This window comes from Streptomyces griseorubiginosus (assembly GCF_001514195.1).
In the GTDB taxonomy this organism is placed as follows: Bacteria; Actinomycetota; Actinomycetes; order Streptomycetales; family Streptomycetaceae; genus Streptomyces; species Streptomyces griseorubiginosus.
This window is the reverse complement of the sequence record NZ_KQ948738.1, coordinates 681,374-704,604: the sequence shown is the minus strand read 5'-3', so window position 1 is coordinate 704,604 and position 23,231 is coordinate 681,374. Positions and strand designations below refer to the sequence as shown.

The 23,231-nt window shown below is 69.2% G+C and carries 19 protein-coding genes and 1 riboswitch; of the genes, 15 read left to right on the top strand and 4 right to left on the bottom strand.

Going from position 1 to position 23,231, the window contains the following annotated elements; all coding sequences use genetic code 11:
- Positions 1–107 precede the first annotated feature (107 nt).
- The 10 genes from clsA to AQJ54_RS25730 all read left to right on the top strand — a co-directional run bounded on the left by clsA (position 108) and on the right by AQJ54_RS25730 (position 10,113).
- Positions 108–716, top strand: coding sequence for a cardiolipin synthase ClsA (clsA, locus tag AQJ54_RS25775; protein ID WP_062241261.1), 609 nt, complete (start codon positions 108–110; stop codon positions 714–716).
- Positions 717–832: 116 nt separating this feature from the next.
- On the top strand, positions 833–3,328 hold the full coding sequence (locus AQJ54_RS25770) for a mannose-1-phosphate guanyltransferase (protein ID WP_062026119.1): 2,496 nt from the start codon (positions 833–835) through the stop codon (positions 3,326–3,328).
- 105 nt (positions 3,329–3,433) lie between these two features.
- Complete coding sequence (locus AQJ54_RS25765; protein WP_243659863.1) at positions 3,434–4,330, top strand: DUF881 domain-containing protein; 897 nt, start codon at positions 3,434–3,436, stop codon at positions 4,328–4,330.
- Entirely contained in the window at positions 4,327–4,659 is a 333-nt protein-coding gene (locus AQJ54_RS25760; protein ID WP_003988855.1) for a small basic family protein, read from the top strand. The genes AQJ54_RS25765 and AQJ54_RS25760 overlap by 4 nt, the downstream gene beginning before the upstream one ends.
- A gap of 5 nt (positions 4,660–4,664) precedes the next feature.
- Positions 4,665–5,507, top strand: coding sequence for a DUF881 domain-containing protein (locus AQJ54_RS25755; protein WP_062241259.1), 843 nt, complete (start codon positions 4,665–4,667; stop codon positions 5,505–5,507).
- 61 nt (positions 5,508–5,568) lie between these two features.
- Positions 5,569–6,477 carry a zinc-ribbon and FHA domain-containing protein gene (locus tag AQJ54_RS43830; protein WP_078616855.1) on the top strand — a complete coding sequence of 303 codons (909 nt, stop codon included), beginning with the start codon at positions 5,569–5,571 and terminating at the stop codon, positions 6,475–6,477.
- 18 nt (positions 6,478–6,495) lie between these two features.
- A complete protein-coding gene (ftsR, locus tag AQJ54_RS25745) occupies positions 6,496–7,233 on the top strand; it encodes a transcriptional regulator FtsR (RefSeq protein WP_062241258.1) in 738 nt (245 codons plus the stop codon).
- A gap of 77 nt (positions 7,234–7,310) precedes the next feature.
- Positions 7,311–7,784 (top strand): bifunctional nuclease family protein, encoded by a 474-nt coding sequence (locus AQJ54_RS25740; protein WP_004002801.1) that lies wholly within the window; start codon positions 7,311–7,313, stop codon positions 7,782–7,784.
- Positions 7,785–8,048: 264 nt separating this feature from the next.
- A complete protein-coding gene (locus AQJ54_RS25735) occupies positions 8,049–8,696 on the top strand; it encodes a MerR family transcriptional regulator (protein WP_078616856.1) in 648 nt (215 codons plus the stop codon).
- A 58-nt stretch (positions 8,697–8,754) separates the two neighbouring features.
- Positions 8,755–10,113: a DNA polymerase IV gene (locus tag AQJ54_RS25730; RefSeq protein WP_079070014.1), complete on the top strand. Its 1,359-nt coding sequence runs from the start codon at positions 8,755–8,757 to the stop codon at positions 10,111–10,113.
- 84 nt (positions 10,114–10,197) lie between these two features.
- Here AQJ54_RS25730 and AQJ54_RS25725 read toward each other — a convergent pair whose 3' ends face one another.
- The gene (locus AQJ54_RS25725; protein WP_062026124.1) at positions 10,198–10,575 is read right to left on the bottom strand and encodes a PRC-barrel domain-containing protein; all 378 of its coding nucleotides are present in this window, start codon (positions 10,573–10,575) and stop codon (positions 10,198–10,200) included.
- Positions 10,576–10,697: 122 nt separating this feature from the next.
- A riboswitch (glycine riboswitch) is annotated at positions 10,698–10,793 on the top strand.
- Between the two features lie 179 nt (positions 10,794–10,972).
- Here AQJ54_RS25725 and gcvP point away from each other — a divergent pair.
- On the top strand, positions 10,973–13,858 hold the full coding sequence (gene gcvP, locus AQJ54_RS25720; protein ID WP_062241253.1) for an aminomethyl-transferring glycine dehydrogenase: 2,886 nt from the start codon (positions 10,973–10,975) through the stop codon (positions 13,856–13,858).
- A 55-nt stretch (positions 13,859–13,913) separates the two neighbouring features.
- On the opposite strand, the gene AQJ54_RS25715 is transcribed toward gcvP, so the two are convergent.
- Together AQJ54_RS25715 and AQJ54_RS25710 are read right to left on the bottom strand one after the other, a co-directional pair.
- Positions 13,914–14,333, bottom strand: coding sequence for a TOBE domain-containing protein (locus AQJ54_RS25715; protein ID WP_062241251.1), 420 nt, complete (start codon positions 14,331–14,333; stop codon positions 13,914–13,916).
- Positions 14,334–14,396: 63 nt separating this feature from the next.
- A complete protein-coding gene (locus tag AQJ54_RS25710; RefSeq protein ID WP_062026127.1) occupies positions 14,397–16,349 on the bottom strand; it encodes an APC family permease in 1,953 nt (650 codons plus the stop codon).
- 733 nt (positions 16,350–17,082) lie between these two features.
- Here AQJ54_RS25710 and AQJ54_RS25705 point away from each other — a divergent pair.
- The 4 genes from AQJ54_RS25705 to AQJ54_RS25690 are packed head-to-tail and all read left to right on the top strand — an operon-like array spanning position 17,083 to position 21,313.
- Positions 17,083–18,378 carry an extracellular solute-binding protein gene (locus AQJ54_RS25705; RefSeq protein WP_062241249.1) on the top strand — a complete coding sequence of 432 codons (1,296 nt, stop codon included), beginning with the start codon at positions 17,083–17,085 and terminating at the stop codon, positions 18,376–18,378.
- A 6-nt stretch (positions 18,379–18,384) separates the two neighbouring features.
- A complete protein-coding gene (locus AQJ54_RS25700; protein ID WP_062026129.1) occupies positions 18,385–19,383 on the top strand; it encodes a carbohydrate ABC transporter permease in 999 nt (332 codons plus the stop codon).
- 32 nt (positions 19,384–19,415) lie between these two features.
- Positions 19,416–20,213 carry a carbohydrate ABC transporter permease gene (locus AQJ54_RS25695; RefSeq protein ID WP_062026130.1) on the top strand — a complete coding sequence of 266 codons (798 nt, stop codon included), beginning with the start codon at positions 19,416–19,418 and terminating at the stop codon, positions 20,211–20,213.
- A 59-nt stretch (positions 20,214–20,272) separates the two neighbouring features.
- Positions 20,273–21,313 (top strand): glycoside hydrolase family 10 protein, encoded by a 1,041-nt coding sequence (locus AQJ54_RS25690; RefSeq protein WP_062241247.1) that lies wholly within the window; start codon positions 20,273–20,275, stop codon positions 21,311–21,313.
- A gap of 744 nt (positions 21,314–22,057) precedes the next feature.
- Here the strand turns inward: AQJ54_RS25690 and AQJ54_RS25685 are convergent.
- Positions 22,058–23,095, bottom strand: a complete 1,038-nt coding sequence (locus AQJ54_RS25685) for a LacI family DNA-binding transcriptional regulator (RefSeq protein WP_062241245.1) — start codon at positions 23,093–23,095, stop codon at positions 22,058–22,060.
- Positions 23,096–23,231: the final 136 nt, after the last annotated feature.

The window sequence follows — 23,231 nt, the reverse complement described above, 5'->3', positions numbered from 1 at the left end:
TCCTTTTATAGCTCTGGCTCTTGGGCACTGCCCAAGAGCCAGAGCTTTTTTGCGTTGAGGTAGGGTCAGGGAGCATCGTTGGCACGTTTCCCACAGGAGGCCCCCGGGTGGAGGTCCAGGAGACCCGGGTCCAGACGGACCGGGTCCTCACCATCCCCAACATCCTCAGCATGGCGCGGCTCGTCGGGGTGCCGCTCTTCCTGTGGCTGATCCTCAGGCCCGAGTTCGGGGGGCCGAAGAGTGACACCTGGGCGTTGCTGGTACTGGCGCTGAGCGGGATCAGTGACTACCTCGACGGCAAGCTGGCACGCAAGTGGAACCAGATCAGCAGCCTCGGCCGGCTGCTCGATCCCGCCGCCGACCGGCTCTACATTCTGTCGACCCTGGTCGGACTCACCTGGCGCGAGATTCTGCCGATCTGGTTGACGGCTGCACTTCTCTTGCGCGAGCTGGTTCTCCTGGTGATGGTGGGCATCCTCAGGCGTCACGGTTATCCGCCGCCCCAGGTGAACTTCCTCGGCAAGGCCGCCACCTTCAACTTGATGTACGCCTTCCCCTTGCTCCTGCTCAGTGACGGAACGGGTTGGATCTCGTCACTCGCTGCTATTTTCGGATGGGCGTTCGCTGGATGGGGTACAACCCTGTACTGGTGGGCAGGAGTCCTCTATGTGGTGCAAGTCCGCCGCCTGATTCGCGCGGACGCCATGGCCGATTGAACTCGTCCCTGCGGCACGGCCGAAGCGGCTCGATGGCCGCCGGCGGAAAAGTGCGGGACAATCTGGACGGGTGAAGTCGGCTAGACCGTCATCTCTTGGAGGAGGACGCTTCCGACATGAAGGCCGTCGTGATGGCCGGAGGCGAAGGCACACGCCTTCGTCCCATGACCTCAAGCATGCCCAAGCCGCTCCTGCCGGTGGCCAACCGGCCGATCATGGAGCACGTTCTGAGGCTGCTCAAAAGGCATGGGCTCAACGAGACCGTGGTCACCGTCCAGTTCCTGGCCTCCCTGGTCAAGAACTACTTCGGTGACGGCGAGGAGCTCGGCATGGAGCTCTCCTATGCCAATGAGGAGAAGCCACTCGGTACCGCCGGAAGCGTCAAGAACGCCGAAGAGGCGTTGAAGGACGATGCTTTCCTTGTCATCTCCGGTGATGCCCTGACCGACTTCGACCTCACCGAGCTCATCAACTTCCACAAGGAAAAGGGCGCGCTGGTCACCGTCTGTCTGACGCGGGTGCCCAATCCCCTTGAATTCGGTATCACCATCGTCGACGAAGAGGGCAAGGTCGAGCGCTTCCTGGAGAAGCCGACCTGGGGCCAGGTCTTCTCGGACACCGTGAACACGGGCATCTATGTCATGGAGCCCGAGGTCTTCGACTATGTCGAGGCCGACGTGCCTGTCGACTGGTCCGGTGACGTCTTTCCCCAGTTGATGAAGGAAGGCAAGCCGGTCTACGGCTATGTCGCGGAGGGCTACTGGGAGGACGTCGGTACCCACGAGAGCTATGTGAAGGCCCAGGCCGACGTCCTCGAGGGCAAGGTCGACGTCGAGATCGACGGGTTCGAGCTCTCCCCGGGCGTATGGGTGGCCGAGGGTGCCGAAGTGCATCCCGATGCCGTTCTCCGCGGTCCCCTGTACATCGGGGACTACGCCAAGGTCGAGGCCGGCGCCGAGATCCGGGAACACACCGTCGTCGGCTCCAATGTCGTCGTGAAGAGCGGGGCCTTTCTGCACAAGGCCGTCGTGCACGACAACGTGTACGTGGGGCAGCAGAGCAATCTCCGCGGCTGTGTCGTCGGGAAGAACACCGACATCATGCGTGCCGCGCGGATCGAGGACGGCGCCGTCATCGGCGACGAATGCCTCGTCGGCGAGGAATCGATTATTCAGGGGAATGTCCGGGTCTACCCGTTCAAGACCATCGAAGCCGGCGCCTTCGTCAACACCTCGGTCATCTGGGAGTCCAGGGGCCAGGCGCATCTCTTCGGCGCCCGCGGGGTCTCCGGCATCCTGAACGTCGAGATCACACCGGAACTCGCCGTCAGACTGGCCGGTGCCTACGCGACGACCCTCAAGAAGGGCTCGACGGTCACCACGGCCCGCGATCACTCCCGAGGCGCCCGAGCGCTGAAGCGGGCGGTGATCTCCGCCCTTCAGGCCAGCGCCATCGACGTACGCGACCTGGAGAACGTACCGCTGCCCGTGGCGCGACAGCAGACCGCGCGGGGCAGTGCCGGCGGGATCATGATCCGGACCACGCCCGGGGTGCCGGACTCCGTGGACATCATGTTCTTCGACGGGCGGGGCGCGGACCTTTCGCAAGGCAGCCAGCGGAAGCTGGACCGGGTGTTCGCACGGCAGGAGTACCGGCGGGCGTTCCCCGGTGAGATCGGGGATCTGCACTTCCCGGCGAGCGTCTTCGACTCGTACACCGGTTCGCTGTTGCGGAACGTGGACATCACCGGAATCGCCGAGTCCGGGCTGAAGGTGGTCGTCGACGCCTCGAACGGCAGCGCGGGTCTGGTGCTGCCGAGTCTGCTCGGGAAGCTCGGGGTGGACTCGCTCACCATCAACCCGGGACTCGACGAGTCCCGGCCGACCGAGACGGCCGACGCACGGCGGTCCGGCCTGGTGCGGCTGGGAGAGATCGTGGCGTCCGCGCGGGCCGCGTTCGGTGTGCGGTTCGACCCGGTCGGCGAGCGGCTGTCCCTGGTGGACGAGAAGGGGCGGATCATCGAGGACGACCGCGCCCTGCTCGTCATGCTCGACCTGGTCGCCGCCGAGCGGCGCAGCGGCCGTGTGGCGCTTCCCGTGACGACCACGCGGATCGCGGAGCAGGTGGCGGCGTATCACGGTACGCAGGTCGAATGGACCACCACCTCGCCCGACGACCTCACCAGGGTCGGACGCGACGACTCGACGATCTTCGGCGGTGACGGCAAGGGTGCCTTCATCGTGCCGGAGTTCAGCAGTGTCTTCGACGGTACGGCGGCCTTCGTACGCCTGATCGGGCTGGTGGCGCGGACGCAGCTCACGCTCAGCCAGATCGACGCGCGGATCCCGCGGGCGCATGTTCTCAAGCGGGACCTGGCAACGCCGTGGGCCGTCAAGGGACTGGTGATGCGGCGGGTCGTGGAGGCGGCGGGCGATCGCTTTGTCGACACGACCGACGGTGTCCGGGTCGTCGAGACCGACGGACGCTGGGTGATGGTGCTGCCCGACCCGGCCGAGGCGGTCACCCACCTGTGGGCCGAGGGGCCGGACGACGCGTCCGCGCAGGCCCTGCTGGACGAGTGGTCGGCGGTCGTGGACAGCGCCGGCCGCTGAGCCCACGCACGCGCGCGTGCCGGACATGTGTCCCCAAGGGGGCGTGTCCGGCACGCCGATGGGGCCATTCGGAGGTAGGGGCCGCGACGTGCGACGATGTGCGGCATGCCGCAGCAGCCCCCCATTCGGAGCACCCCCACGCGACCCCCGCGTCCGGACGCCTCCATGTCGCTGCTCACCAACGTCATGGACCACAGCCTCGACGACGGGTACGCCGAGGCGGCGGCCCGCAAGAAGGCCGCCGGCGAGGGTGGGCTGCCCAAGACGTTGCGGGCGAGACTCGGTCTGGCCCTCGGCCTGGTGCTCGCCGCCCTGGTCGTGACCGTGGGAGCGGCTCAGGCGCGGGTGGCGGCTCCGGTGGTGGCCAAGGAGCGCCAGGAGCTCATCGACCGCATCGACCGCGAGGGCGACACGGCTGACACGCTCGAGGAGAATGTCGACAAGCTGCGCGACGACGTGAGTTCGCGGCAGCGGGAGGCGCTCAAGGAGAGCGGGGAGAGCGGCAAGGCGGACCTCGTGGGCATCCTGTCGGGCGCCGCGGCGGTGCACGGTCCCGGCGTCAAGCTGGTCGTGAACGACGCCAAGGAAGCCACCACGGGCGGCGACGGCAACCCGCGTGAGACGTCCGGCTTCTCCGACACCGGGCGGGTGCGCGACCGGGACATGCAGCGTGTGGTCAACGGGCTGTGGGAATCGGGTGCCGAGGCCATCTCCATCAACGGACAGCGGCTGACCGCGCTGTCGGCGATCAGGGCCGCGGGTGACGCGATACTGGTCGACAACAAGCCGCTGGTTCCGCCGTATACGGTGCTCGCGGTGGGGGACGGGCAGCGGCTGAGCACCAAGTTCCAGAACAGCGCCGACGGGCTGTATCTGCACGCCCTGCAAGGGGACTACGGCATCCGGACCGCGATCTCCGTGGAGGACGACCTCCGGCTGCCGGCCGCACCGAGTGTGATCGTACGTACAGCAAAGCCGAGAACTGAGAAGGGCACATCGTGATCGCCGTACTGGGCCTCGTCGTGGGAGTCGTGGCCGGCCTGTTGGTCCGGCCCGAGGTTCCGGCTGTTGTCGAGCCTTATCTGCCGATCGCCGTGGTGGCGGCGCTGGACGCCGTCTTCGGTGGTCTGCGCGCCATGCTCGACGGCATCTTCGACGACAAGGTCTTCGTCGTGTCGTTCCTGTCGAACGTGGTCGTGGCCGCGCTGATCGTGTTCCTGGGCGACAAGCTGGGTGTGGGTGCCCAGCTGTCGACCGGTGTCGTCGTCGTGCTCGGGATCCGTATCTTCTCGAACGCCGCGGCGATCCGCCGGCACGTCTTCAGGGCGTGACGCCGATGAGCGAGCAGGAGGAGACGCCCGGCAACGGGCTGCGCAGGGAACTGCCCGAGGAACTCCCGGCGGAGCAGCCGGCGACGCCTGTCGAGGAGACCGCCGGTCCGGCGGCGGAGCCCGGCCTGACCGGTCGTCAGAGGCTGGTCCAGGGCCTGTGGCCGCCGCGTGTGACCCGGGCCCAACTCATCGTCGCGGTGCTGCTGTTCGGCCTCGGGTTCGGTCTCGCCGTCCAGGTGGCGTCGAACAGTGACAGCGACAGTGCGCTGCGCGGGGCGAGGCAGGAGGATCTCGTCCGCATCCTCGATGAACTGGACGACCGCACCCAGCGTCTTGAAGACGAGAAGCAGGGCCTCGAGAAGCAGCGGGACGAGCTGGAGAACAGCTCCGACCAGGCGGAGGAGGCCCGCAAGCAGACGGTCGAGAAGGAGCGGCAACTCGGCATCCTCGCGGGCACGGTGGCCGCGCAGGGGCCGGGCATCGAGATGACGATCGAGGACACCAAGGGGACGGTCGAGTCGGACATGCTGCTCGACGCGATCCAGGAGCTGCGGGCGGCGGGCGCGGAGGCGATCCAGGTGAACGGCGTGCGGGTCGTCGCCGGCACCTATCTGTCGGACTCCGACAAAAGCGTGAGTGTCGACGGGAACAAGATCACCGCTCCGTTTCGTTTCAAGGTCATCGGCAATCCGCAGGACCTGGAACCGGCGCTCAACATCCCTGGAGGCGTGGTGCAGACTCTTGAGAAGGAGCAGGCCACCGTGGTCGTGGAGCGGTCGGACAAGATCGTCGTGGACGCCTTGCGAGCGGCGAAGCGGCCTGACTACGCTCGGTCGTCCTCCCGGTGAACCGGGGGTGCATGCGGCGCGTCGGGCAAGGGCATGAGGTTGCGGGGGGTCGGCGCACCGATTGGGTGGTGCGTGGTGGAAACTGTCTGGTGGAAACGGACGTTGTCAGGGTGTCCGGGTCGGCCGGTGTGTTCAATCAGGGTTCGTCCTGCCCCACGGGCGGGTCTGTTTCGGTCAAGGGGAATCGCCCGTGAAGTTGTTTCAGAAGTTGTTCGGCAAGAGCGCGCGAGAGGGTAGCGACAACAACGCCACCGCTCGGCACCGCGCACAGCCCGAAGCCGAGGGCCAGCGCCCGCTGTTCCGGGACCAGGTCGGCGGCCCGGGCGGAGACATCTCCGGAGGTCAGGGCGTGCCGTCTGTTGACCCTGCCCAGTCCGGCGGCATAGGTTTCGGGCAGCCGTCAACCTCAAGTACGGGTGGAGGGTTTTCCCCTATGTCGGCCCAGGTGTGTACGAGGTGCGGTAACCGCAACGCGGAGAACAGCCGCTTCTGCTCCAACTGCGGCGCCCCGCTGCGGGCCGGGGCGGTTCCGGAGCGTCCCTCCGAGACGACCTCCACCATCTCCATCTCCGGCCTCGAGGCCTACGACTCGGAGGTCACCGGCCAGACGCAGATGCCGGCGCTCTCCCCGGAGGCCCAGGCGGCCGTGGACGCGCTGCCGCTGGGCTCCGCGCTGCTGGTCGTGCGCCGCGGTCCGAACTCGGGCAGCCGCTTCCTGCTGGACGGCGAGCTGACCACGGCCGGCCGTCACCCGCAGAGCGACATCTTCCTCGACGACGTCACCGTCTCGCGCCGCCACGTGGAGTTCCGCCGGGGCCAGGACGGCTCGTTCACGGTGTCGGACGTGGGCAGCCTCAACGGCACGTACGTCAACCGTGAGCGGATCGACTCGGTCGCTCTGAACAACGGCGACGAGGTGCAGATCGGCAAGTACCGGCTGGTGTTCTACGCGAGCCAGCAGGGCTACTGACCCTCCCAGGGAAGGTCCATGCTTCAAACACCGAGCGGCGGTGCCGGACACGGCACCGCCGCGACGGACAGTGGACTGATGAGCATCGGCACGGTGCTGAACGTGCTGCGCGACGAGTTTCCCGAAGTGACCATCTCCAAGATCCGTTTCCTGGAGTCCGAGGGTCTCATCGAGCCGCAGCGGACGCCCTCCGGGTACCGCAAGTTCAGCGACCGGGACGTCGAGCGGCTCGGCCACGTCCTGAGGATGCAGCGGGACCACTATCTGCCGCTCAAGGTCATCCGGGAGCACCTGGACGCCATGGAGCGGGGCGAGGCCGTCGCGCTGCCCACGGTGGGCCGTCAGCGGGACGGAGAAACGGTCCTGGAGGTCTCCGAGGGACCCACCGCGGCCCGGATCGGCCGGGCCGAGCTGCTGGCCGCCGCCGAGATCGGTGAACCGGAGCTCGCGGAGTGGGAGTCGTACGGGCTCATCACCCCGCTGCCGGACGGGGCGTACGACGCCGAGGCGGTGACCGTGGCCGCGCTCGTCGTCGAACTCGGGCGGTTCGGGATCGAGCCGCGGCACCTGCGGGCGATGAAGGCCGCCGCGGACCGTGAGGCGGGGCTCGTGGACCAGGTGGTGGCTCCGCTGAAGCGCCACCGCAATCCGCAGACCCGCGCGCACGCGGAAGCCCGTGCGAAGGAACTGGCGGGGCTCACGGTGCGGCTGCACGCCGCGCTGGTGCAGACCGCCCTCGGTGTGCGGCTGCCCTGAGGGCGGCACGTGCAGGAACTGTCACCCGTTTCCTGCCCGACTACCCAAACGTCCCGGGCACGGCCTAGGGTTGCTGTGTGAACGAGCTCGATGTCGTAGGTGTCCGGGTCGAAATGCCCTCCAACCAACCGATCGTGCTTCTGCGTGAAGTGGGAGGCGACCGCTACCTCCCCATCTGGATCGGGCCGGGGGAGGCGACCGCGATCGCCTTCGCCCAGCAGGGCATGGCCCCCGCACGACCGCTGACCCACGACCTGTTCAAGGACGTGCTGGAGGCGGTCGGCCAGGAGCTCACCGAAGTGCGCATCACGGACCTGCGTGAGGGCGTCTTCTACGCGGAGCTGGTGTTCGCCAGCGGGGTCGAGGTGAGCGCGCGGCCGTCCGACGCCATAGCGCTGGCCCTGCGCACCGGGACGCCGATCTACGGCAGCGACGGGGTGCTCGACGACGCCGGCATCGCGATCCCCGACGAGCAGGAGGACGAGGTGGAGAAATTCCGCGAGTTCCTCGACCAGATCTCCCCCGAGGACTTCGGCACCAGCAGTCAGTGAGACGGGGTGCGGCCGGTCCGGCGGATCAGTGCTCCGTGACGGGTCGGCCCTGTCCGGTCGTCACCGAAATGCCGGCATTTGCCACCGGCGCGTGAGAGCGTCCTGCGGCCCGTTCGGAGCGCATTCGGCTAGCCTTTCCCCGCGGATGGCTACGGGAAACCACTCTCAGGGTGATTATCACTCGGCGTGCCGAGTGTGGCGATCGTTGACGCACCCCTGGTGACTGCCTACCGTCGAGAAGGCAGGTCAAGGACGGAGGTCGGCGTGAGAAGCAGCGGCGACGGTACGGCTGGGGGTGCCCCCGGACGGAGTCTCGGGGCGAGCGGTCCGTACCCGCTTCACAGCAGCGCGGCCGATCATCACGTTCCGCAGCGACCGGCGGCCGTGCCGAGCAGCGGAGGGGCGACGTCCATGGCGTCCGAGCAGATCGGCTATCGCGGCCCTACGGCGTGTGCGGCGGCCGGCATCACCTACCGGCAACTCGACTACTGGGCGCGCACCGGACTCGTCGAGCCGAGCGTGCGGCCCGCCTACGGGTCGGGGACGCAGCGGCTCTACAGCTTCCGGGACGTCGTCGTCCTGAAGATCGTCAAGCGGTTCCTGGACACCGGCGTGTCGCTTCAGAACATCCGCACCACGGTCCAGCACCTGCGGGAGCGGGGTTTCCAGGACCTGGAGCGCATGACGCTCATGAGCGACGGGGCCACGGTCTACGAGTGCACCTCGCCCGACGAGGTCCACGCGCTGCTCCAGGGCGGACAGGGGATCTTCGGGATCGCCGTGGGTGTGGTGTGGCGGGACGTCGAGAGCGCGCTGTCACAGCTGCACGGGGAGCGTGTGGACACCGGCGAGACGCTCGTCGGGACCAACCCCGCGGACGAGCTGGCGCGACGGCGCAACCGGGCTGTCTGAGGTCCTGCCCCGCTGTCCCGGCGGGGCATTGTCAGTGGCGTAGGGCAGCATCGGACATGTGAGAAAAGCGCCCACGATCCTGCATCTCGACATGGATGCCTTCTACGCCTCGGCGGAGCAGGCGTCCAAGCCGAGTCTGCGCGGGAAGGCCGTCGTCGTGGGCGGGCTGGGGCCGCGGGGTGTGGTGGCCACCGCGTCCTACGAGGCCCGGGTGTTCGGGGTGCACTCGGCGATGCCCATGGCCCAGGCGAGACGGCTCGCGCCGAACGCCGCGTATCTCGTGCCGCGCTTCGGGTTCTACAAGGCGATCAGCGAGCAGGTGATGGGGCTGCTGCGGGAGCTGTCGCCGCTCGTGGAGCCGCTGAGCCTGGACGAGGCGTTCGTCGATCTGGAGGCCGGTGGAACGGCCTGGGACGAGGGGTCGGCCCGGCTGGCCGGAGCGAAGCTGCGGGCCGACATACGGGCCGTCACGGGGCTCACCGGGTCCGTGGGGCTCGCCGCCTCCAAGATGCTCGCGAAGATCGCCTCCGAGCAGGCCAAGCCGGACGGGCTGGTGGTGATCGAGCCGGGGACCGAGCGGGCCCTGCTGGGGCCCATGTCGGTGCGGACCCTGCCGGGGGTGGGGCCGGCGACGGGGGACCATCTGCGCCGGGCCGGGATCCACACGGTCGAGGAGATCGTGGAGGCGGGGGAGGACGAGCTCGTACGGCTGCTGGGGAAGGCGCACGGGCACGGGCTGTACGCGATGGCGCTGGCGCGGGACGAGCGGGCCGTGGTGGCGGAGCGGGAGACGAAGTCGGTGTCGGTGGAGGACACCTACGACGTGGACATCCACGACCGGGTCCGGGTCGGGCTCGAGGTGCAGCGGCTGGCGGACCGGTGTGTGCGGCGGTTGCGGGGGGCCGGGCTGTCGGGGCGGACCATCGTGCTGAAGGTGCGGCGGTACGACTTCTCGACCCTGACGCGGTCCGAGACGCTGCGGGGGCCCACGGACGACCCCGCGGTGGTGCGGGAGGCCGCTCTGCGGTTGCTGGAGGGGGTGGACTCCACCGGGGGTGTGCGGTTGCTGGGGGTCGGGGTCTCGGGGCTCGCCGACTTCACTCAAGAGGATCTGTTCGCCCAGGCCGCGGGGGACGGGGTGGAACACGCGGTGGAGGAGGTTGCCGATGAGGTGCCGGTCGAGGGGCGGGAGTCGGTGGTCGAGCGGCGCTGGGTCGCCGGCCACGATGTGCGGCATGCCGAGTACGGGCACGGGTGGGTGCAGGGGAGTGGGGTGGGGCGGGTGACCGTGCGGTTCGAGACGCCGGATTCCCCGCCGGGGCGGGTGCGGACGTTTCCTGTCGACGATCCTTCGCTGGAGTTGGCCGAGCCGTTGCCGTTGGTCGAGGGGATGAGTGCCCACCCGCACTACCCGTGACGGGTTCGTCGGCGGGTGCGGGTGCGTCGTGGCTCGTCGCGCAGTTCCCCGCGCCCCCAGTTCGGGGCGCTGAACGCAGGTGGCTCAGGGCTCCGCGTCCTCCGTGCCCGCGATCTTGCCGAAGGGGCGGTCCGGCAGGGGTGGTGGTGGGGCCAGGTCCAGGCCGTAGTGGTGGTAGAGCTGGAGTTCCTGGGCCGGGGAGAGGTGGCGGCCCACGCCGAAGTCGGGGGCGTCCTTGATCAGGGAGCGGTCGTAGGGGACCTTCAGGTTGCCCTCGACCAGTTCGCTGGGCTCCAGGGGGACGAAGGCGTCGCGGGAGAAGAGGCCGGTGCGTATCGCCGCCCACTCCGGGACCCCGGTGGCATCGTCGAGGTAGACCTCGTCGACGGTGCCGATCTTCGTGCCGTTGCGGTCGAACGCCTTGCGGCCGATCAGGTGGCGCGGATCGATGTCGGTCTGCACGGGCCCTCCACTTGGTCGCAACTCATCCGAAGCGGTCGTAAGACTACGAAAGAGCACATTGGGGTGGGCGGCCACTCGAACGCTCGATCGCGGACCTCGCTGGTAGGCTTGCAGGCGGCTGTCGACCCCGTGCGGGAGAGTCCTCCAGACGACATCGGAGGCGCCGAAGGAGCAAATCCTCCCCGGAATCTCTCAGGCTCACGTACCGCACGGACGAGGTCACTCTGGAAAGCAGGGCGGGTGTCGACGGCGGCCTCCGCTCTCACCGACGGTGAAAGCCGGTGGCCCCTCGGGCGACCGGTGAAGCTCTCAGGTTGAGATGACAGAGGGGGAGGCCGTCGGGGTACCCGCGCCGGGGTACCCCTCGAAGGTCGCGTCAGACCAGGAGGCCTCCGCAATGACCGCCCACCGCATTCCGCTCGCAGAGCTCGAGCAGGGGATCCCGTTCGAGCAGCGTCATATCGGTCCCGACCACGAGGCCCGGGCCAAGATGCTCGCCCAGGTCGGGTACGGCTCGCTCGACGAGCTCACCGCCGCCGCGGTGCCCGATGTGATCAAGAACGCCGATGCCCTGGAGCTGCCCGGAGCGCGCACCGAGGCCGAGGTGCTGGCCGAGCTGCGGTCGCTGGCCGACCGGAACCAGGTCCTCGCCCCCATGATCGGACTCGGCTACTACGGCACCTTCACGCCGCCCGTCATCCTGCGGAACGTGATGGAGAACCCGGCCTGGTACACCGCGTACACGCCGTACCAGCCGGAGATCTCGCAGGGGCGGCTGGAAGCCCTGCTGAACTTCCAGACCATGGTCGCCGAACTCACCGGGCTGCCGACCTCCGGTGCCTCGCTGCTCGACGAGGGCACGGCGGCCGCCGAGGCCATGGCCCTGTCCCGGCGCATGGGGAAGAACAAGAAGGGCCTCTTCCTCATCGACGCGGACGCCCTTCCGCAGACCATCGCCGTCATCGAGACCCGCGCCGAGCCGACCGGTGTCGAGGTCGTCGTGGCGGACCTGAGCCAGGGCATCCCGGCCGAGATCGCCTCCCGTGAGATCAACGGCGTACTCCTCCAGTACCCCGGCGCCTCCGGGGCCGTACGGGACATCAAGCCCGTCATCGACCAGGCTCACGAGCTCGGCGCGCTCGTGACCGTCGCCGCCGACCTGCTCGCGCTGACTTTGCTGAGGTCGCCGGGTGAGCTCGGGGCGGACATCGCGATCGGCACCACGCAGCGGTTCGGTGTGCCGATGGGCTTCGGCGGGCCGCACGCCGGCTACATGGCCGTGCACGAGAAGTTCGCGCGCAGCCTGCCCGGGCGGCTCGTCGGCGTGTCCGTGGACGCCGACGGGAACAAGGCGTACCGGCTCGCGCTCCAGACGCGCGAGCAGCACATCCGGCGGGAGAAGGCGACCAGCAACATCTGCACCGCGCAGGTGCTGCTCGCGGTCATGGCCGGGATGTACGCGGTCTACCACGGGCCCGACGGACTGAAGGCGATCGCACGGCGGACCCACCGGTACGCGAACATCCTCGCCGCGGGGCTCACCGCCGGTGGCGTGGAGGTCGTGCACGGCTCCTACTTCGACACGCTCACCGTGCGCGTGGCCGGCAAGGCGGCCGAGGTCGTCGCCGCCGCGCGGCAGGGCGGCGTCAACCTGCACCTCGTCGACGCCGACCACGTGTCCCTCGCCTGTGACGAGACCACCCTGAGGGCCCAGGTGGCCGCCGTGTGGGACGCGTTCGGGGTCGAGGGCGACATCGAGGCGCTGGACGCGGCCACCGAGGAGGCACTGCCGGAGGCGCTGCTGCGGGGCGACGACTTCCTCACCCACCCCGTGTTCCACCAGTACCGCTCCGAGACCGCGATGCTGCGCTACCTGCGCCGGCTCGCGGACCGGGACTACGCGCTGGACCGGGGCATGATCCCGCTCGGCTCCTGCACCATGAAGCTCAACGCGACCACCGAGATGGAGCCGGTCACCTGGCCCGAGTTCGGGCAGCTGCACCCCTTCGCGCCCGCCGAGCAGGCCGAGGGCTATCTGACTCTGATCCGGGAGCTGGAGGAGCGGCTCGCCGAGGTCACCGGGTACGACAACGTGTCGCTCCAGCCGAACGCCGGGTCGCAGGGTGAGCTGGCCGGGCTGCTCGCGGTGCGCGGATACCACCGGGCCAACGGGGACGAGCAGCGGACCGTGTGCCTGATCCCGTCGTCCGCGCACGGGACCAACGCCGCCAGTGCCGTGATGGCGGGCATGAAGGTCGTCGTCGTGAAGACCGCCGGGGACGGCGAGATCGACGTCGAGGACCTGCGGGCCAAGATCGAGCAGCACCGGGACGAGCTCGCGGTGCTGATGATCACCTACCCCTCGACGCACGGCGTGTTCGAGGAACACGTCGCCGACATCTGCGCGCAGGTGCACGAGGCCGGCGGGCAGGTGTACGTCGACGGGGCCAACCTCAACGCGCTGGTGGGGCTCGCCAAGCCGGGGCACTTCGGCGGTGACGTCTCGCACCTGAACCTGCACAAGACCTTCTGCATCCCGCACGGCGGCGGAGGTCCGGGCGTCGGTCCGGTGGGCGTGCGGGCGCACCTCGCGCCGTACCTGCCCAACCACCCGATGCAGCCCGCGGCCGGCCCGGAGACGGGCGTCGGGCCCATCTCGGCCGCGCCCTGGGGTTCCGCGGGCATCCTGCCGATCTCGTGGGCGTACGTGCGGCTCATGGGCGGCGAGGGGCTCAAGCGCGCCACGCAGGTGGCCGTGCTCTCCGCCAACTACATCGCCAAGCGGCTCGAGCCGCACTACCCCGTGCTCTACACCGGGCCCGGCGGGCTGGTCGCGCACGAGTGCATCATCGATCTGCGGCCGCTGACCAAGGCGACCGGAGTGAGCGTCGACGATGTGGCCAAGCGGCTCATCGACTACGGCTTCCACGCGCCGACCATGTCGTTCCCGGTGGCCGGGACACTGATGATCGAGCCGACCGAGTCCGAGGACCTGACCGAGCTCGACCGGTTCTGCGAGGCGATGATCGCCATTCGCGGGGAGATCGAGAAGGTCGGCTCGGGGGAGTGGGACGCGGACGACAACCCGCTGCGGAACGCCCCGCACACCGCCGGTGCGCTGGGCGGCGCCTGGGAGCACGCGTACACGCGTGAGGAGGCCGTCTTCCCGGGCGGAGTCTCGGTCGCGGACAAGTACTGGCCGCCGGTACGGCGGATCGACCAGGCGTTCGGCGACCGCAACCTGGTGTGCTCGTGCCCGCCGTTGGACGCGTACGAGGACTGAGTCGAGGTGAGGAGGCCCCGTTCCGGCGGGGCCCTCTTTGCGTGCGCGAGGCTTTCTAGGCGGTGGCCAGGGCCACCTCGGTCGACTTGATCAGGGCGACGACCGGGGTGCCGGTGGTGAGGGCGAGCTCGGTCGCGGATTCCGCGGTGATCGCGGACGTGAGTTCGCCTCCTTCCACGGCGATCCGCACGGTGGCCATGGCGGCTCCGGTGGCCACGCCGGTGACCGTGCCGGGGAGCTGGTTGCGGATGGACACACCGTGGATCGGGGCGGTGGCGAGGGAGACCTCCGTGGACTTGACCAGGGCGCGCACCTCGGAGCCCTGGGAGAGGCCGAGGTCCTCGACGGCGTCGAGGGTGATCGCGGCCGTGAGGTCCTGGCCGCCGTCGAGGCGGACCTTGACCGTCGCCATGGCGTCACCGGGGGTGACGGCGGTGACGGTGCCGGGGAGCTGGTTGCGGATGCTCAGGGTCATGGGGTCACGGTAGGGCTGGTGCGGCGGCGCGGCCGGGAGGGCGCTGCCGGACGCGCTCGCGGGTCAGCCCGTGTGGACGCGGGGGCGGCGGGCGCGGTCCGGTTCCGCCTCGCGCAGGACCTCGCGGGTGACCGGGGCCACCTCGCCCTGGCCGAAGAGGAAGAACCGCAGGAAGTTGTGGAACGGGTTGCCCTCGGTCCACTCGAAGTAGATGTGGGGCGTGCAGCCGGTCGTGTCGCGGATGTGCAGGAGCAGGGCGGCGAGGGCGTTGGGGATGGAGGAGGACTCCAGGGTCAGGACGCGGTACCGCTTGTGCAGGACCTCGCCCCGGACGGTGAGGCCGGCCTCGAACTCCGAGGGGTCCAGGACGGTGACCTCCACGAAGACGAAGTCCTCGCCGGGGATGTCGTTGTCCTCGCGGATCTGCTCGATCTTGTCGCGGTACTCAGCTTTGTCGCGTGAGTCGGGTTCGTTGGCGATGAGGCGGATCTTGCGGCTGGCCATGTCTCGGATGAAACGTTCCGCCATCGGGTCGAGCGTGACGCTGGTGACGCGGAGCTCGAAGGCACGGGCCAGCCGGGACAGCAGGGACACCAGGATGATGGCCGCGATGAAGCAGGCGCCGATCTTCACGCCGTCCGGGCGTTCGATGACGTTGACGACGGTCGTGTAGAGGAACACCGCGGCGATGACCGCGAAGCCGATCGTCCAGCCCCGCTGACCCGCCTTGTGGGCGGCGATGGTCACGGCGATCGCCGCCGAGCTGATCAGCACCAGCACGCCGGTGGCGTACGCCCCGCCCTGGGCGTCGACGTCGGCGTCGAAGATCCACGTCACCAGGAAGGCGATCAGGATGAAGACGATCACCATGGGGCGGACGGCGCGGGCCCAGTGCGGTGCCATGCCGTAGCGGGGCAGGTAGCGGGGCATCAGGTTGAGCAGCCCTGCCATGGCGGAGGCGCCGGCGAACCACAGGATCGCGATGGTCGAGACGTCGTAGACCGTGCCGAAGACTCCACCGAGGTAGTTGTGGGCGAGGTAGGCCAGCGCACGGCCGTTGGCCGGACCGCCCGACTCGAAGTCCTTCTCCGGGATGAGGAGGGTGGTGATGAAGCTGGTCGCGATCAGGAAGCCGCTCATGATCAGGGCGGCGGTGGTGAGCAGCTTCTTGGTGTCGCGGATGCGGCCGGCGGGGCGCTCCTCGGTGTCCTCCGGGTCGCCCTGGACGTGCGGCATGACGGCGACGCCGGTCTCGAAGCCGGAGAGGCCGAGGGCGAGCTTGGGGAAGACGACCAGGGCCACGCCGATCATCACGAAGATGTTGCCGTGCTCGGCCGTCAGGGCACTGGACCAGTCGGTGACGACATGGCCCGCGGTGATGATGTGCCAGAAGCCGACGATCACGACCACGACGTTCAGGGCGAGGTAGATGCCCACCAGGACGACCGCGACGCCGACCGCCTCCAGGAAGCCCTTGAGGAACACCGCGCCGAGCAGGGCGACCAGGACGAGCGTGATCAGCATCTGCTGGTCGTGCAGGGCGCTGTTCAGGTGCGGGTTCTCGACGAGGTGGGTGGAGGCGTCCGCGGCGGACAGGGTGATGGTGATCAGGAAGTCGGTGGCGGCGAAGCCGAGCAGGGTGAGGACGAAGAGCTTGCCCTGCCAGAAGGACAGCAGCCGCTCCAGCATGGCGATGGAGCCCTCGCCCCGGGGGCTCTCCTCGGCGACCCGGCGGTAGACGGGCAGGGCGCCCGCGAGCGTGACGATCACGAGGACGATCGTCGCGATGGGGGAGAGCAGGCCGGCGGCGAGGGCGGCGATGCCGGGCTGGTAGCCGAGGGTGGAGAAGTAGTCGACACCGGTCAGGCACATCACACGCCACCAGCGCTGGCCCCGGTGCGCGGGTTCCGGCTCGGCGTGGGGGCCCGTGTGGCCGCCCGGCTTGCCCATGTCGGACAGGCCTTCCAGCATCCAGGCGCGCAGGCGACTGGCGGGCGGCTGTTCGGTGGTGGCCATCGGGGGGTGCTCCTGCGGTGCGGCTGCGGGGTGGGGCCGCCCGGCAGACGGCGGAACAAGCGTAAGCGGAGAGTGACGTTTGGGCCTTCGGATCGGGGCCGTCTGGGCGTCAAGCTTCCGTTAAGACTCGGTCTGCGGTGGGGCGGAGTGGGCGAAAAGGTGATTCGTCCTGGTTCGGGCTCTGCGGGAGGAAGGGTGCGGGGTGGATACGCAGCGTCATGGTGAGGGGCGGCGGGAGCGGGGGCGTCAAGGAGGACTTCACCGCGGATTGTCGGGTTCGGCTGTCGGGGGGGGCTTCGTCCTGGGCGCCTGGATGATGCTCGCGGGCAGCTCGGCGGAGTGCTCCGTAAGGATCGCTGGATAAGTCGAATGTTTCGGGTGTGAGGGAGTCGGTGACCGCCCGTCACGGTGGCTCGGGGCTGGTCGGGCCGGGGCTCGCCGCGGTCCTTTCCTCGCGCTTGGCTCCCTGTGGGGGGTCTCTCCCTTTGTCGGCCGGAACATCGTCGCCTACGGCATCCACGGTGCCGCGGACTTCGTTCGAGGCGATCACCTCACCCCCTCTCGCGACGAGTTGAGTGGTTGTTCTTCGAACATTCCCTCTGCACAGGGGGTTGCCACCTCTCCGTAGCTGTCTCTAGGGTGCGGCAGCAGCGAAGCTTTCTGGATCTCTTTCGAAACTTTCGAGACGCAGGGCGGACCAGGACGTCTCCGTCCCGTACCCAAGGAGCGCAAAATGGGCGACCCGGCACTGTCCCGCCGTGGATTCATAGCGGCGTCCGCCGCGGCCGGTCTGAGCATGACGGCACTGACCGGCTGCGGCGGCGACTCGGACGGAGGGTCGTCCGACGGCACGACCACGGTGGAGTGGTGGAACATCTCCACCACCGAGCCGGCGAAGACGGTCTGGGCCGGTCTCGCCAAGAAGTTCGAGGCGCAGAACCCCAAGGTGAAGATCAAGATCGTCCAGCTGGAGAACGACGCCTACAAGTCGAAGATGACGGCGCTGACCGCCTCCGGCAAGCTCCCCGACATCTTTCACACCTGGGGCGGCGGTGTCCTCAAGCAGCAGGTCGACGCCGGTCTCGTCGAGGATCTGAGCGACCGGACCAAGCCCTGGGCCGACGGTCTGCTGAAGGTCACCAAGGAGCCGTACATCCTCGACGGCAAGCTCTACGGCGTTCCGTTCGACATGGGCATGATCGGGTTCTGGTACAACAAGAAGCTCTTCAAGCAGGCCGGGATCAGTGAACCCCCCACCACCTGGAGCGGCTTCCTCGATGCCGTGAACAAGCTGAAGGCGAAGAACATCACGCCCATCGCCCTCGCCGGCAAGGAGAAGTGGCCGGGGATGTACTACTGGGCCTACCTCGCGATGCGCACCGCCGGCATCGCCGCCCTCCAGAAGGCCAGCGAGGACAAGGACTTCACCGGCGCCGGCTTCGTCGAGGCCGGCCGCCACCTCAAGGAACTCGTGGACCTCCAGCCCTTCCAGAAGGGCTTCCTCAACGCGGCCTACTCCACCCCGACCGGCCAGGCGGCCGCCGTGGGCAACAGCAAGGCGGCCATGGAGCTCATGGGCCAGTGGGCACCCTCCGTGCAGGCCGACTCCGGCAAGGGACTCGGCTCCGATCTCGGGTTCTTCCCGTTCCCCGCGGTCGAGGGCGGCAAGGGGGCCATCACCGAGGTGTTCGGCGGTGGCGGCGGCCACGCGCTGCGCCGGGGCGCCCCGCAGGCGGCCGTCGACTTCCTGAAGTTCTTCGCCTCCGAGGCCACCGAACTGGAACTGGTCAAGAAGACCAGCATCCTTCCCGTGCTGCCGAACGCGGAGAAGGCGATGACCGACCCCAACCTCAAGCTGGTACAGGCCCAGTTGAAGGCGGCCACCGGCTTCCAGCTCTACCTCGACCAGGCGTACGCGCCCGCCGTCGGCCAGGAGGTCAACGACAGCGTGGCCGCGCTCATCGCCGGCTCCAAGTCCCCGGAACAGGTCGCCCAGTCGATCACGCAGACCGCGAAGGAAGAGCAGTAGCCCGCGATGACCTCCACGTTCCTCGCAGACAAGCGGAGCGGTCCGGGCACCGAACTCCCGCCCCCGGAATCAGTCAGGGCCCGGGGGCGGGGCCGTCGGCGGGTGCTGCACTGGCTCACCGCGGTCGGCTTCCAGCTCCCCGCGCTGGTGCTGTTCATCGGCATGGTCCTGCTGCCGATGCTGTTCGCGCTGTACGCCGCGTTCTTCCGGTGGGGCGGCTTCGGCATGCCGTCGGACTACGTCGGCACCGACAACTTCACGGACCTCTTCGACAACCCGGTCTTCCTGGGCGACCTGTGGCGCTGTCTCCTCCTGGTGCTGCTCTCCCTCGCCTTCCAACTGCCGTTCGCGCTCGCCATGGCCGTCCTGCTCAACCAGCGCCTGCGCGGCCGGGCCGTCTACCGGATGCTGTTCTTCGCGCCCTACGTGCTCTCCGAGGCGATCACCGGTGTGCTGTTCAGCATGGTCTTCGCGCCGGACGACGGACTCGCCGACCATGTGCTGGGCGCGGTGGGGCTCGACGGGGTGGGCGGGCTGTGGTTCGCCGATCCGTCCTACGTCATGGCGACGCTCTTCCTCGTCATGACCTGGAAGTACTTCGGCTTCCACATGATGCTCTACCTCGCCGGACTCCAGTCCATCCCGCGGGAGTTGACCGAGGCCGCGCTCATCGACGGAGCCAGTGCCTGGCAGCGGTTCCGCAACGTCACCCTGCCGCTGCTCGCGCCCACCCTGCGCATCAGCGTCTTCCTGTCCGTCATCGGGGCGATCCAGCTCTTCGACCTGGTCTGGGTGATCACCCAGGGCGGGCCCGACCACCACTCCGAGACGATGGCCGTGACCATGTTCCAGTACGGCTTCAAGCGCTACCAGGTCGGCTACGCCAGCGCGATCAGCGTGGTCATGTTCGGGATCTGCCTCGTCTTCGCCCTCGCCTACCAGCGGTTCGTGCTCCGCCGCGACCTCGAAGGGGCCACCACGACGATGAGGGGGGACGGCAAGTGACCAGCCGTACAAGCGGTGTTCGTACTCTGCCGATGCACGTGATCCTCGTCGTCGTCGGCGCGGTGATGGTCGTACCCCTCGTGTACGCGGTCCTGTCCGGCTTCAAGTCGACCGACGAACTCTCCAGCAACCCGTTCGGGTTGCCGAGGAAGTGGCTCACGAGCAACTACACCGACATCCTCGGTGGGAGCGACTTCTGGCGGCTGCTCGGCAGCAGCACGCTGATCGCGGTCGGTACGACGGTGCTGGTGGTCGCCCTGTCCGCGCTGGCCGCGTTCTCGTTCGCGCGGTTCGCCTTCCGGGGGCGGGAGGCGCTGTTCACGCTCTTCACGATGGGGCTGATGTTCCCCTTCGCGGTGGCGGTGCTCCCGCTGTTCCTGCTGCTGCGCTCGCTCGACCTGCTGGACAACCCGCTCGGCGTGATCCTGCCGCAGGCCGCCTTCGGGCTGCCGATGACGATCATCATCCTGCGGGCCTTCTTCCGGGAGATCCCGGGGGAACTTGAGGAGGCGGCCACGCTCGACGGGTGCAGCTCCTTCGGGTTCTTCTGGCGCGTCCTGCTGCCGATGGCGCGGCCGGCGCTCGGCACGGTGTCGGTGCTCGCCGTCGTCACCAGCTGGAACAACTTCATGCTGCCGCTGCTGGTGTTCACCGACAACACGTGGTGGACCCTGCCGGTCGGTGTGCAGCAGTTCCAGGGGCAGTACTCGGCCGAGTACGCGCGCGTCTTCGCCTATCTCGTGCTGGCGATGGTGCCCGCCCTCGCCTTCTACTCGGTCGCCGAGCGCCAGCTCGTCGGCGGCCTGACCGCCGGAGCCACGAAGGGCTGACGGCGGCGTCCGCACAAGAAAGTACGGCTCACCCACCCCCGCACGTGAGGAGTCGCACCATGCGCAAGAACCGTCTCAGACTCGCCGGAGTGCTGGCCGCGGCCCTGGTCGTCACCGGGCTCGGCGTGCCCGCCGCCCAGGCCCACGGCAAGCCGGCCACGCTCGCCGACCTCGCCCAGCGGCACGGCCGGTACCTCGGCAGCGCCACCGACAATCCCGAGCTCGTCGACGAGCCGTACAAGCAGATCCTCGGCAGTGAGTTCAACCAGATCACGCCGGGCAACGGCATGAAGTGGTACGCCACCGAGCCCGAGCAGGGCGTGTTCGACTTCTCCGCGGGCGACGAGATCGTGAACCTGGCCCGGGCCCATCACCAGAAGGTGCGCGGGCACACCCTCGTCTGGCACAGCCAGTTGCCCGACTGGGTCACCTCGCGCGCGTGGAAGGCGGGTGAGCTGAGGGCCGTACTGAAGAAGCACATCCAGACCGAGGTACGGCACTACCGGGGCAAGGTGTTCGCCTGGGACGTCGTCAACGAGGCCTTCAACGAGGACGGTACGTACCGGGAGACCGTCTTCTACAACACGCTCGGGCCCGGTTACATCGCGGACGCGCTGCGGTGGGCCCGGCAGGCCGACCCGAAGGTCAAGCTGTACCTCAACGACTACAACATCGAGGCGGTCGGGGCGAAGAGCGACGCCTACTACAACCTGGCCAAGGAGCTGAAGGCGCAGGGCGTTCCGCTCGACGGGATCGGGCTCCAGGCGCACCTGGCGCTCCAGTACGGCTATCCGACCACCCTGGAGGACAACCTCCGCCGCTTCTCCAAGCTGGGCCTCGACACCGCGCTCACCGAGGTCGACATCCGGATGATCCTGCCGGCCACGGAGGAGAAGCTGGCCCAACAGGCCCAGTGGTACGCCGACGTCACCGACGCGTGCCTCGCCGTGCGGCGGTGCGTCGGCATCACGGTGTGGGACTGGACCGACAAGTACAGCTGGATACCGGCCTTCTTCGAGGGCGAGGGCGCAGCACTGCCGTGGGACGAGCAGTTCCAGCCGAAGCCGGCGTACTTCGCGATCAGAGGGGCGCTGAAGTAGGGGAGACGCGTACGGGGCTGGGGCGGGTCCGGTCGGGGAGCCTACGGGGGCTGACCGGACCCGTCCTCCGGCCGTGCTCGGGATGGTGATGTCCAGGGGGAGCGGGAGTCCTCGGGGCGGGAGGGCTGGTCCGTGGGCGGACCTGGGGGTTCCAGGGCGGCGGACTCCCGCGGCTCACCGCGCCAACGGCCCAAGCCGGGCCATGGGTTGGCCGCGCCCCCTGGGAGGGCATGCGCCGGTGGCTCGGCAGGGGCGGCCGGCTTCACGGCCCGCCCCGCGGACCGGCGGCATCGCCTGTCGGGGTCGTCCTGCGGGCGCGGGGCGGTCCTGACCGGCGCGACTCCACTCCACCGGCGCGGCTCCACTCCACCGGCGGGGGCATGCGCCGCGTAGTTCGCGGATCCCGCTGCCTGGCGATGGGGTGGCTGCGGCGTGTTCGTCTGGGCGGAGCAGGAGCGACTGGGCGGGGTTCGGGCGGTGTCGTGGTCGTCGGCAGCGCCACCTGCCATAGATCTCCGAGGTGCAGTAGTGGGCGTGGCGTCCTCGGGGCGGGGCGGGGCGGGGCGGACGTGCCGGGGCCGCGCGTGGGGCTCTCTGGGCGTTGTGGTTGAGCGCCGGGTCGCCTGGCAGGGGGGCGTGGTACGGGGTGCTTTGCGTGTGGCGCCACCCGGCAGGCGGTTGTCGGAGTGGCCGTGTCCGCGTGCAGCCCCTCGCCCGGGGCGTTCCCGCGTACGGCGCCCCTCGTCAGGGGGCCGTAGGAGGGGCCGTGCTGGATCGGACCACCAGTTCGGTGCCCAGCTCTACGCGGGGGCTGTCCGGGGGTTCGTTGCGGGTCAGTTTGAGGATGGTGCGGACGGCCAGCTTGCCCATCTCCGAGAGGGGTTGGCGGATGGTCGTGAGCGGGGGTGCGGACCAGCGGACTTCCGGGAGGTCGTCGAAGCCGACCAGGCTCATGTCCTCCGGGACCCTGAGGCCGCGTCGTCGCAGGGCCTCGATCGCGCCCAGGGCCATCTGGTCGCTGGCCGCGAAGATCGCGGTCGGCGGCTCGGGGAGGTCGAGGAGCTTCTCGCAGCCGGCGAAGCCGGACTCCGGGTGGAAGTCGCCCGGCACCACGAGCGACTCGTCGAGGGGGAGCCCGGCGCCCTCCAGCGCGGCCCGGTAGCCGTCGAACCGGGCCCGCGAGCACAGCAGTCGGGGCGGGCCCGCGATCAGGCCGATCCTGCGGTGGCCCAGCGACAGCAGGTGCTCCGTGGCCGCCAGGCCCCCCGACCAGTTCGCGGCGCCGATGGTCGGGGCCTCCAGCGCGGGTGAGCCCGTCGGGTCGACGACCACCAGAGGGACGCCCAGGGCGCGCAGTTCGTCGTGGAGGACGGTGTCCAGCGCCGAGGTGACCAGGATGACCCCGTCGGAGGCGCGGGCGCGGAGGTTGCGCATCCAGTCGCGGGCCGCGCCGGAGCGGCCGTGGATCGCGGAGACCACGGTGCCGACGCCCTCCGCCTGGGCGACCTCCTCGACACCCCGGATGATCTCCACGGCCCAGGGGCTGTCGAGGTCGTGGAAGACCAGGTCGAGCAGGGCGGCACGGGTGCCGGGGGCCGCCGGGCGCCTGCGGTAGCCGTACCGCTGGAGGAGTTCCTCGACCCGGGCGCGGGTCCGGGGGGAGACGTCAGAGCGGCCGTTGACCACGCGGGAGACCGTCGGCACCGAGACTCCGGCCTGCCGGGCGATCTCCGTGATGGTGACTCTGCCCCCGGGCTCGGCACCGGCCTCGCCTGTTCTCATCTGCCCACCTCCGCGTCGTAGCCCGGACGCGTTCGAGTTCCGAAAGGGTCCGCGTGCTGAAGGCACTCCGCGTGCCGAAAGCTTCCGAGCTCCGAAAGCTTCAGCGCTCCGAAACTTCCAGGAGTCTTCCGGAAAA

Coding starts and splice junctions, on each gene's coding strand:
- ftsR (WP_062241258.1), top strand. CDS start 6,496: ATGCTTCAAACACCGAGCGGCGGTGCCGGACACGGCACCGCCGCGACG.
- AQJ54_RS25765 (WP_243659863.1), top strand. CDS start 3,434: ATGCCGCAGCAGCCCCCCATTCGGAGCACCCCCACGCGACCCCCGCGT.
- AQJ54_RS25690 (WP_062241247.1), top strand. CDS start 20,273: ATGCGCAAGAACCGTCTCAGACTCGCCGGAGTGCTGGCCGCGGCCCTG.
- AQJ54_RS25710 (WP_062026127.1), bottom strand. CDS start 16,349: ATGGCCACCACCGAACAGCCGCCCGCCAGTCGCCTGCGCGCCTGGATG.
- AQJ54_RS25715 (WP_062241251.1), bottom strand. CDS start 14,333: ATGACCCTGAGCATCCGCAACCAGCTCCCCGGCACCGTCACCGCCGTC.
- AQJ54_RS25755 (WP_062241259.1), top strand. CDS start 4,665: ATGAGCGAGCAGGAGGAGACGCCCGGCAACGGGCTGCGCAGGGAACTG.
- AQJ54_RS25700 (WP_062026129.1), top strand. CDS start 18,385: ATGACCTCCACGTTCCTCGCAGACAAGCGGAGCGGTCCGGGCACCGAA.
- AQJ54_RS25685 (WP_062241245.1), bottom strand. CDS start 23,095: ATGAGAACAGGCGAGGCCGGTGCCGAGCCCGGGGGCAGAGTCACCATC.
- AQJ54_RS25770 (WP_062026119.1), top strand. CDS start 833: ATGAAGGCCGTCGTGATGGCCGGAGGCGAAGGCACACGCCTTCGTCCC.
- AQJ54_RS25705 (WP_062241249.1), top strand. CDS start 17,083: ATGGGCGACCCGGCACTGTCCCGCCGTGGATTCATAGCGGCGTCCGCC.
- gcvP (WP_062241253.1), top strand. CDS start 10,973: ATGACCGCCCACCGCATTCCGCTCGCAGAGCTCGAGCAGGGGATCCCG.
- AQJ54_RS25695 (WP_062026130.1), top strand. CDS start 19,416: ATGCACGTGATCCTCGTCGTCGTCGGCGCGGTGATGGTCGTACCCCTC.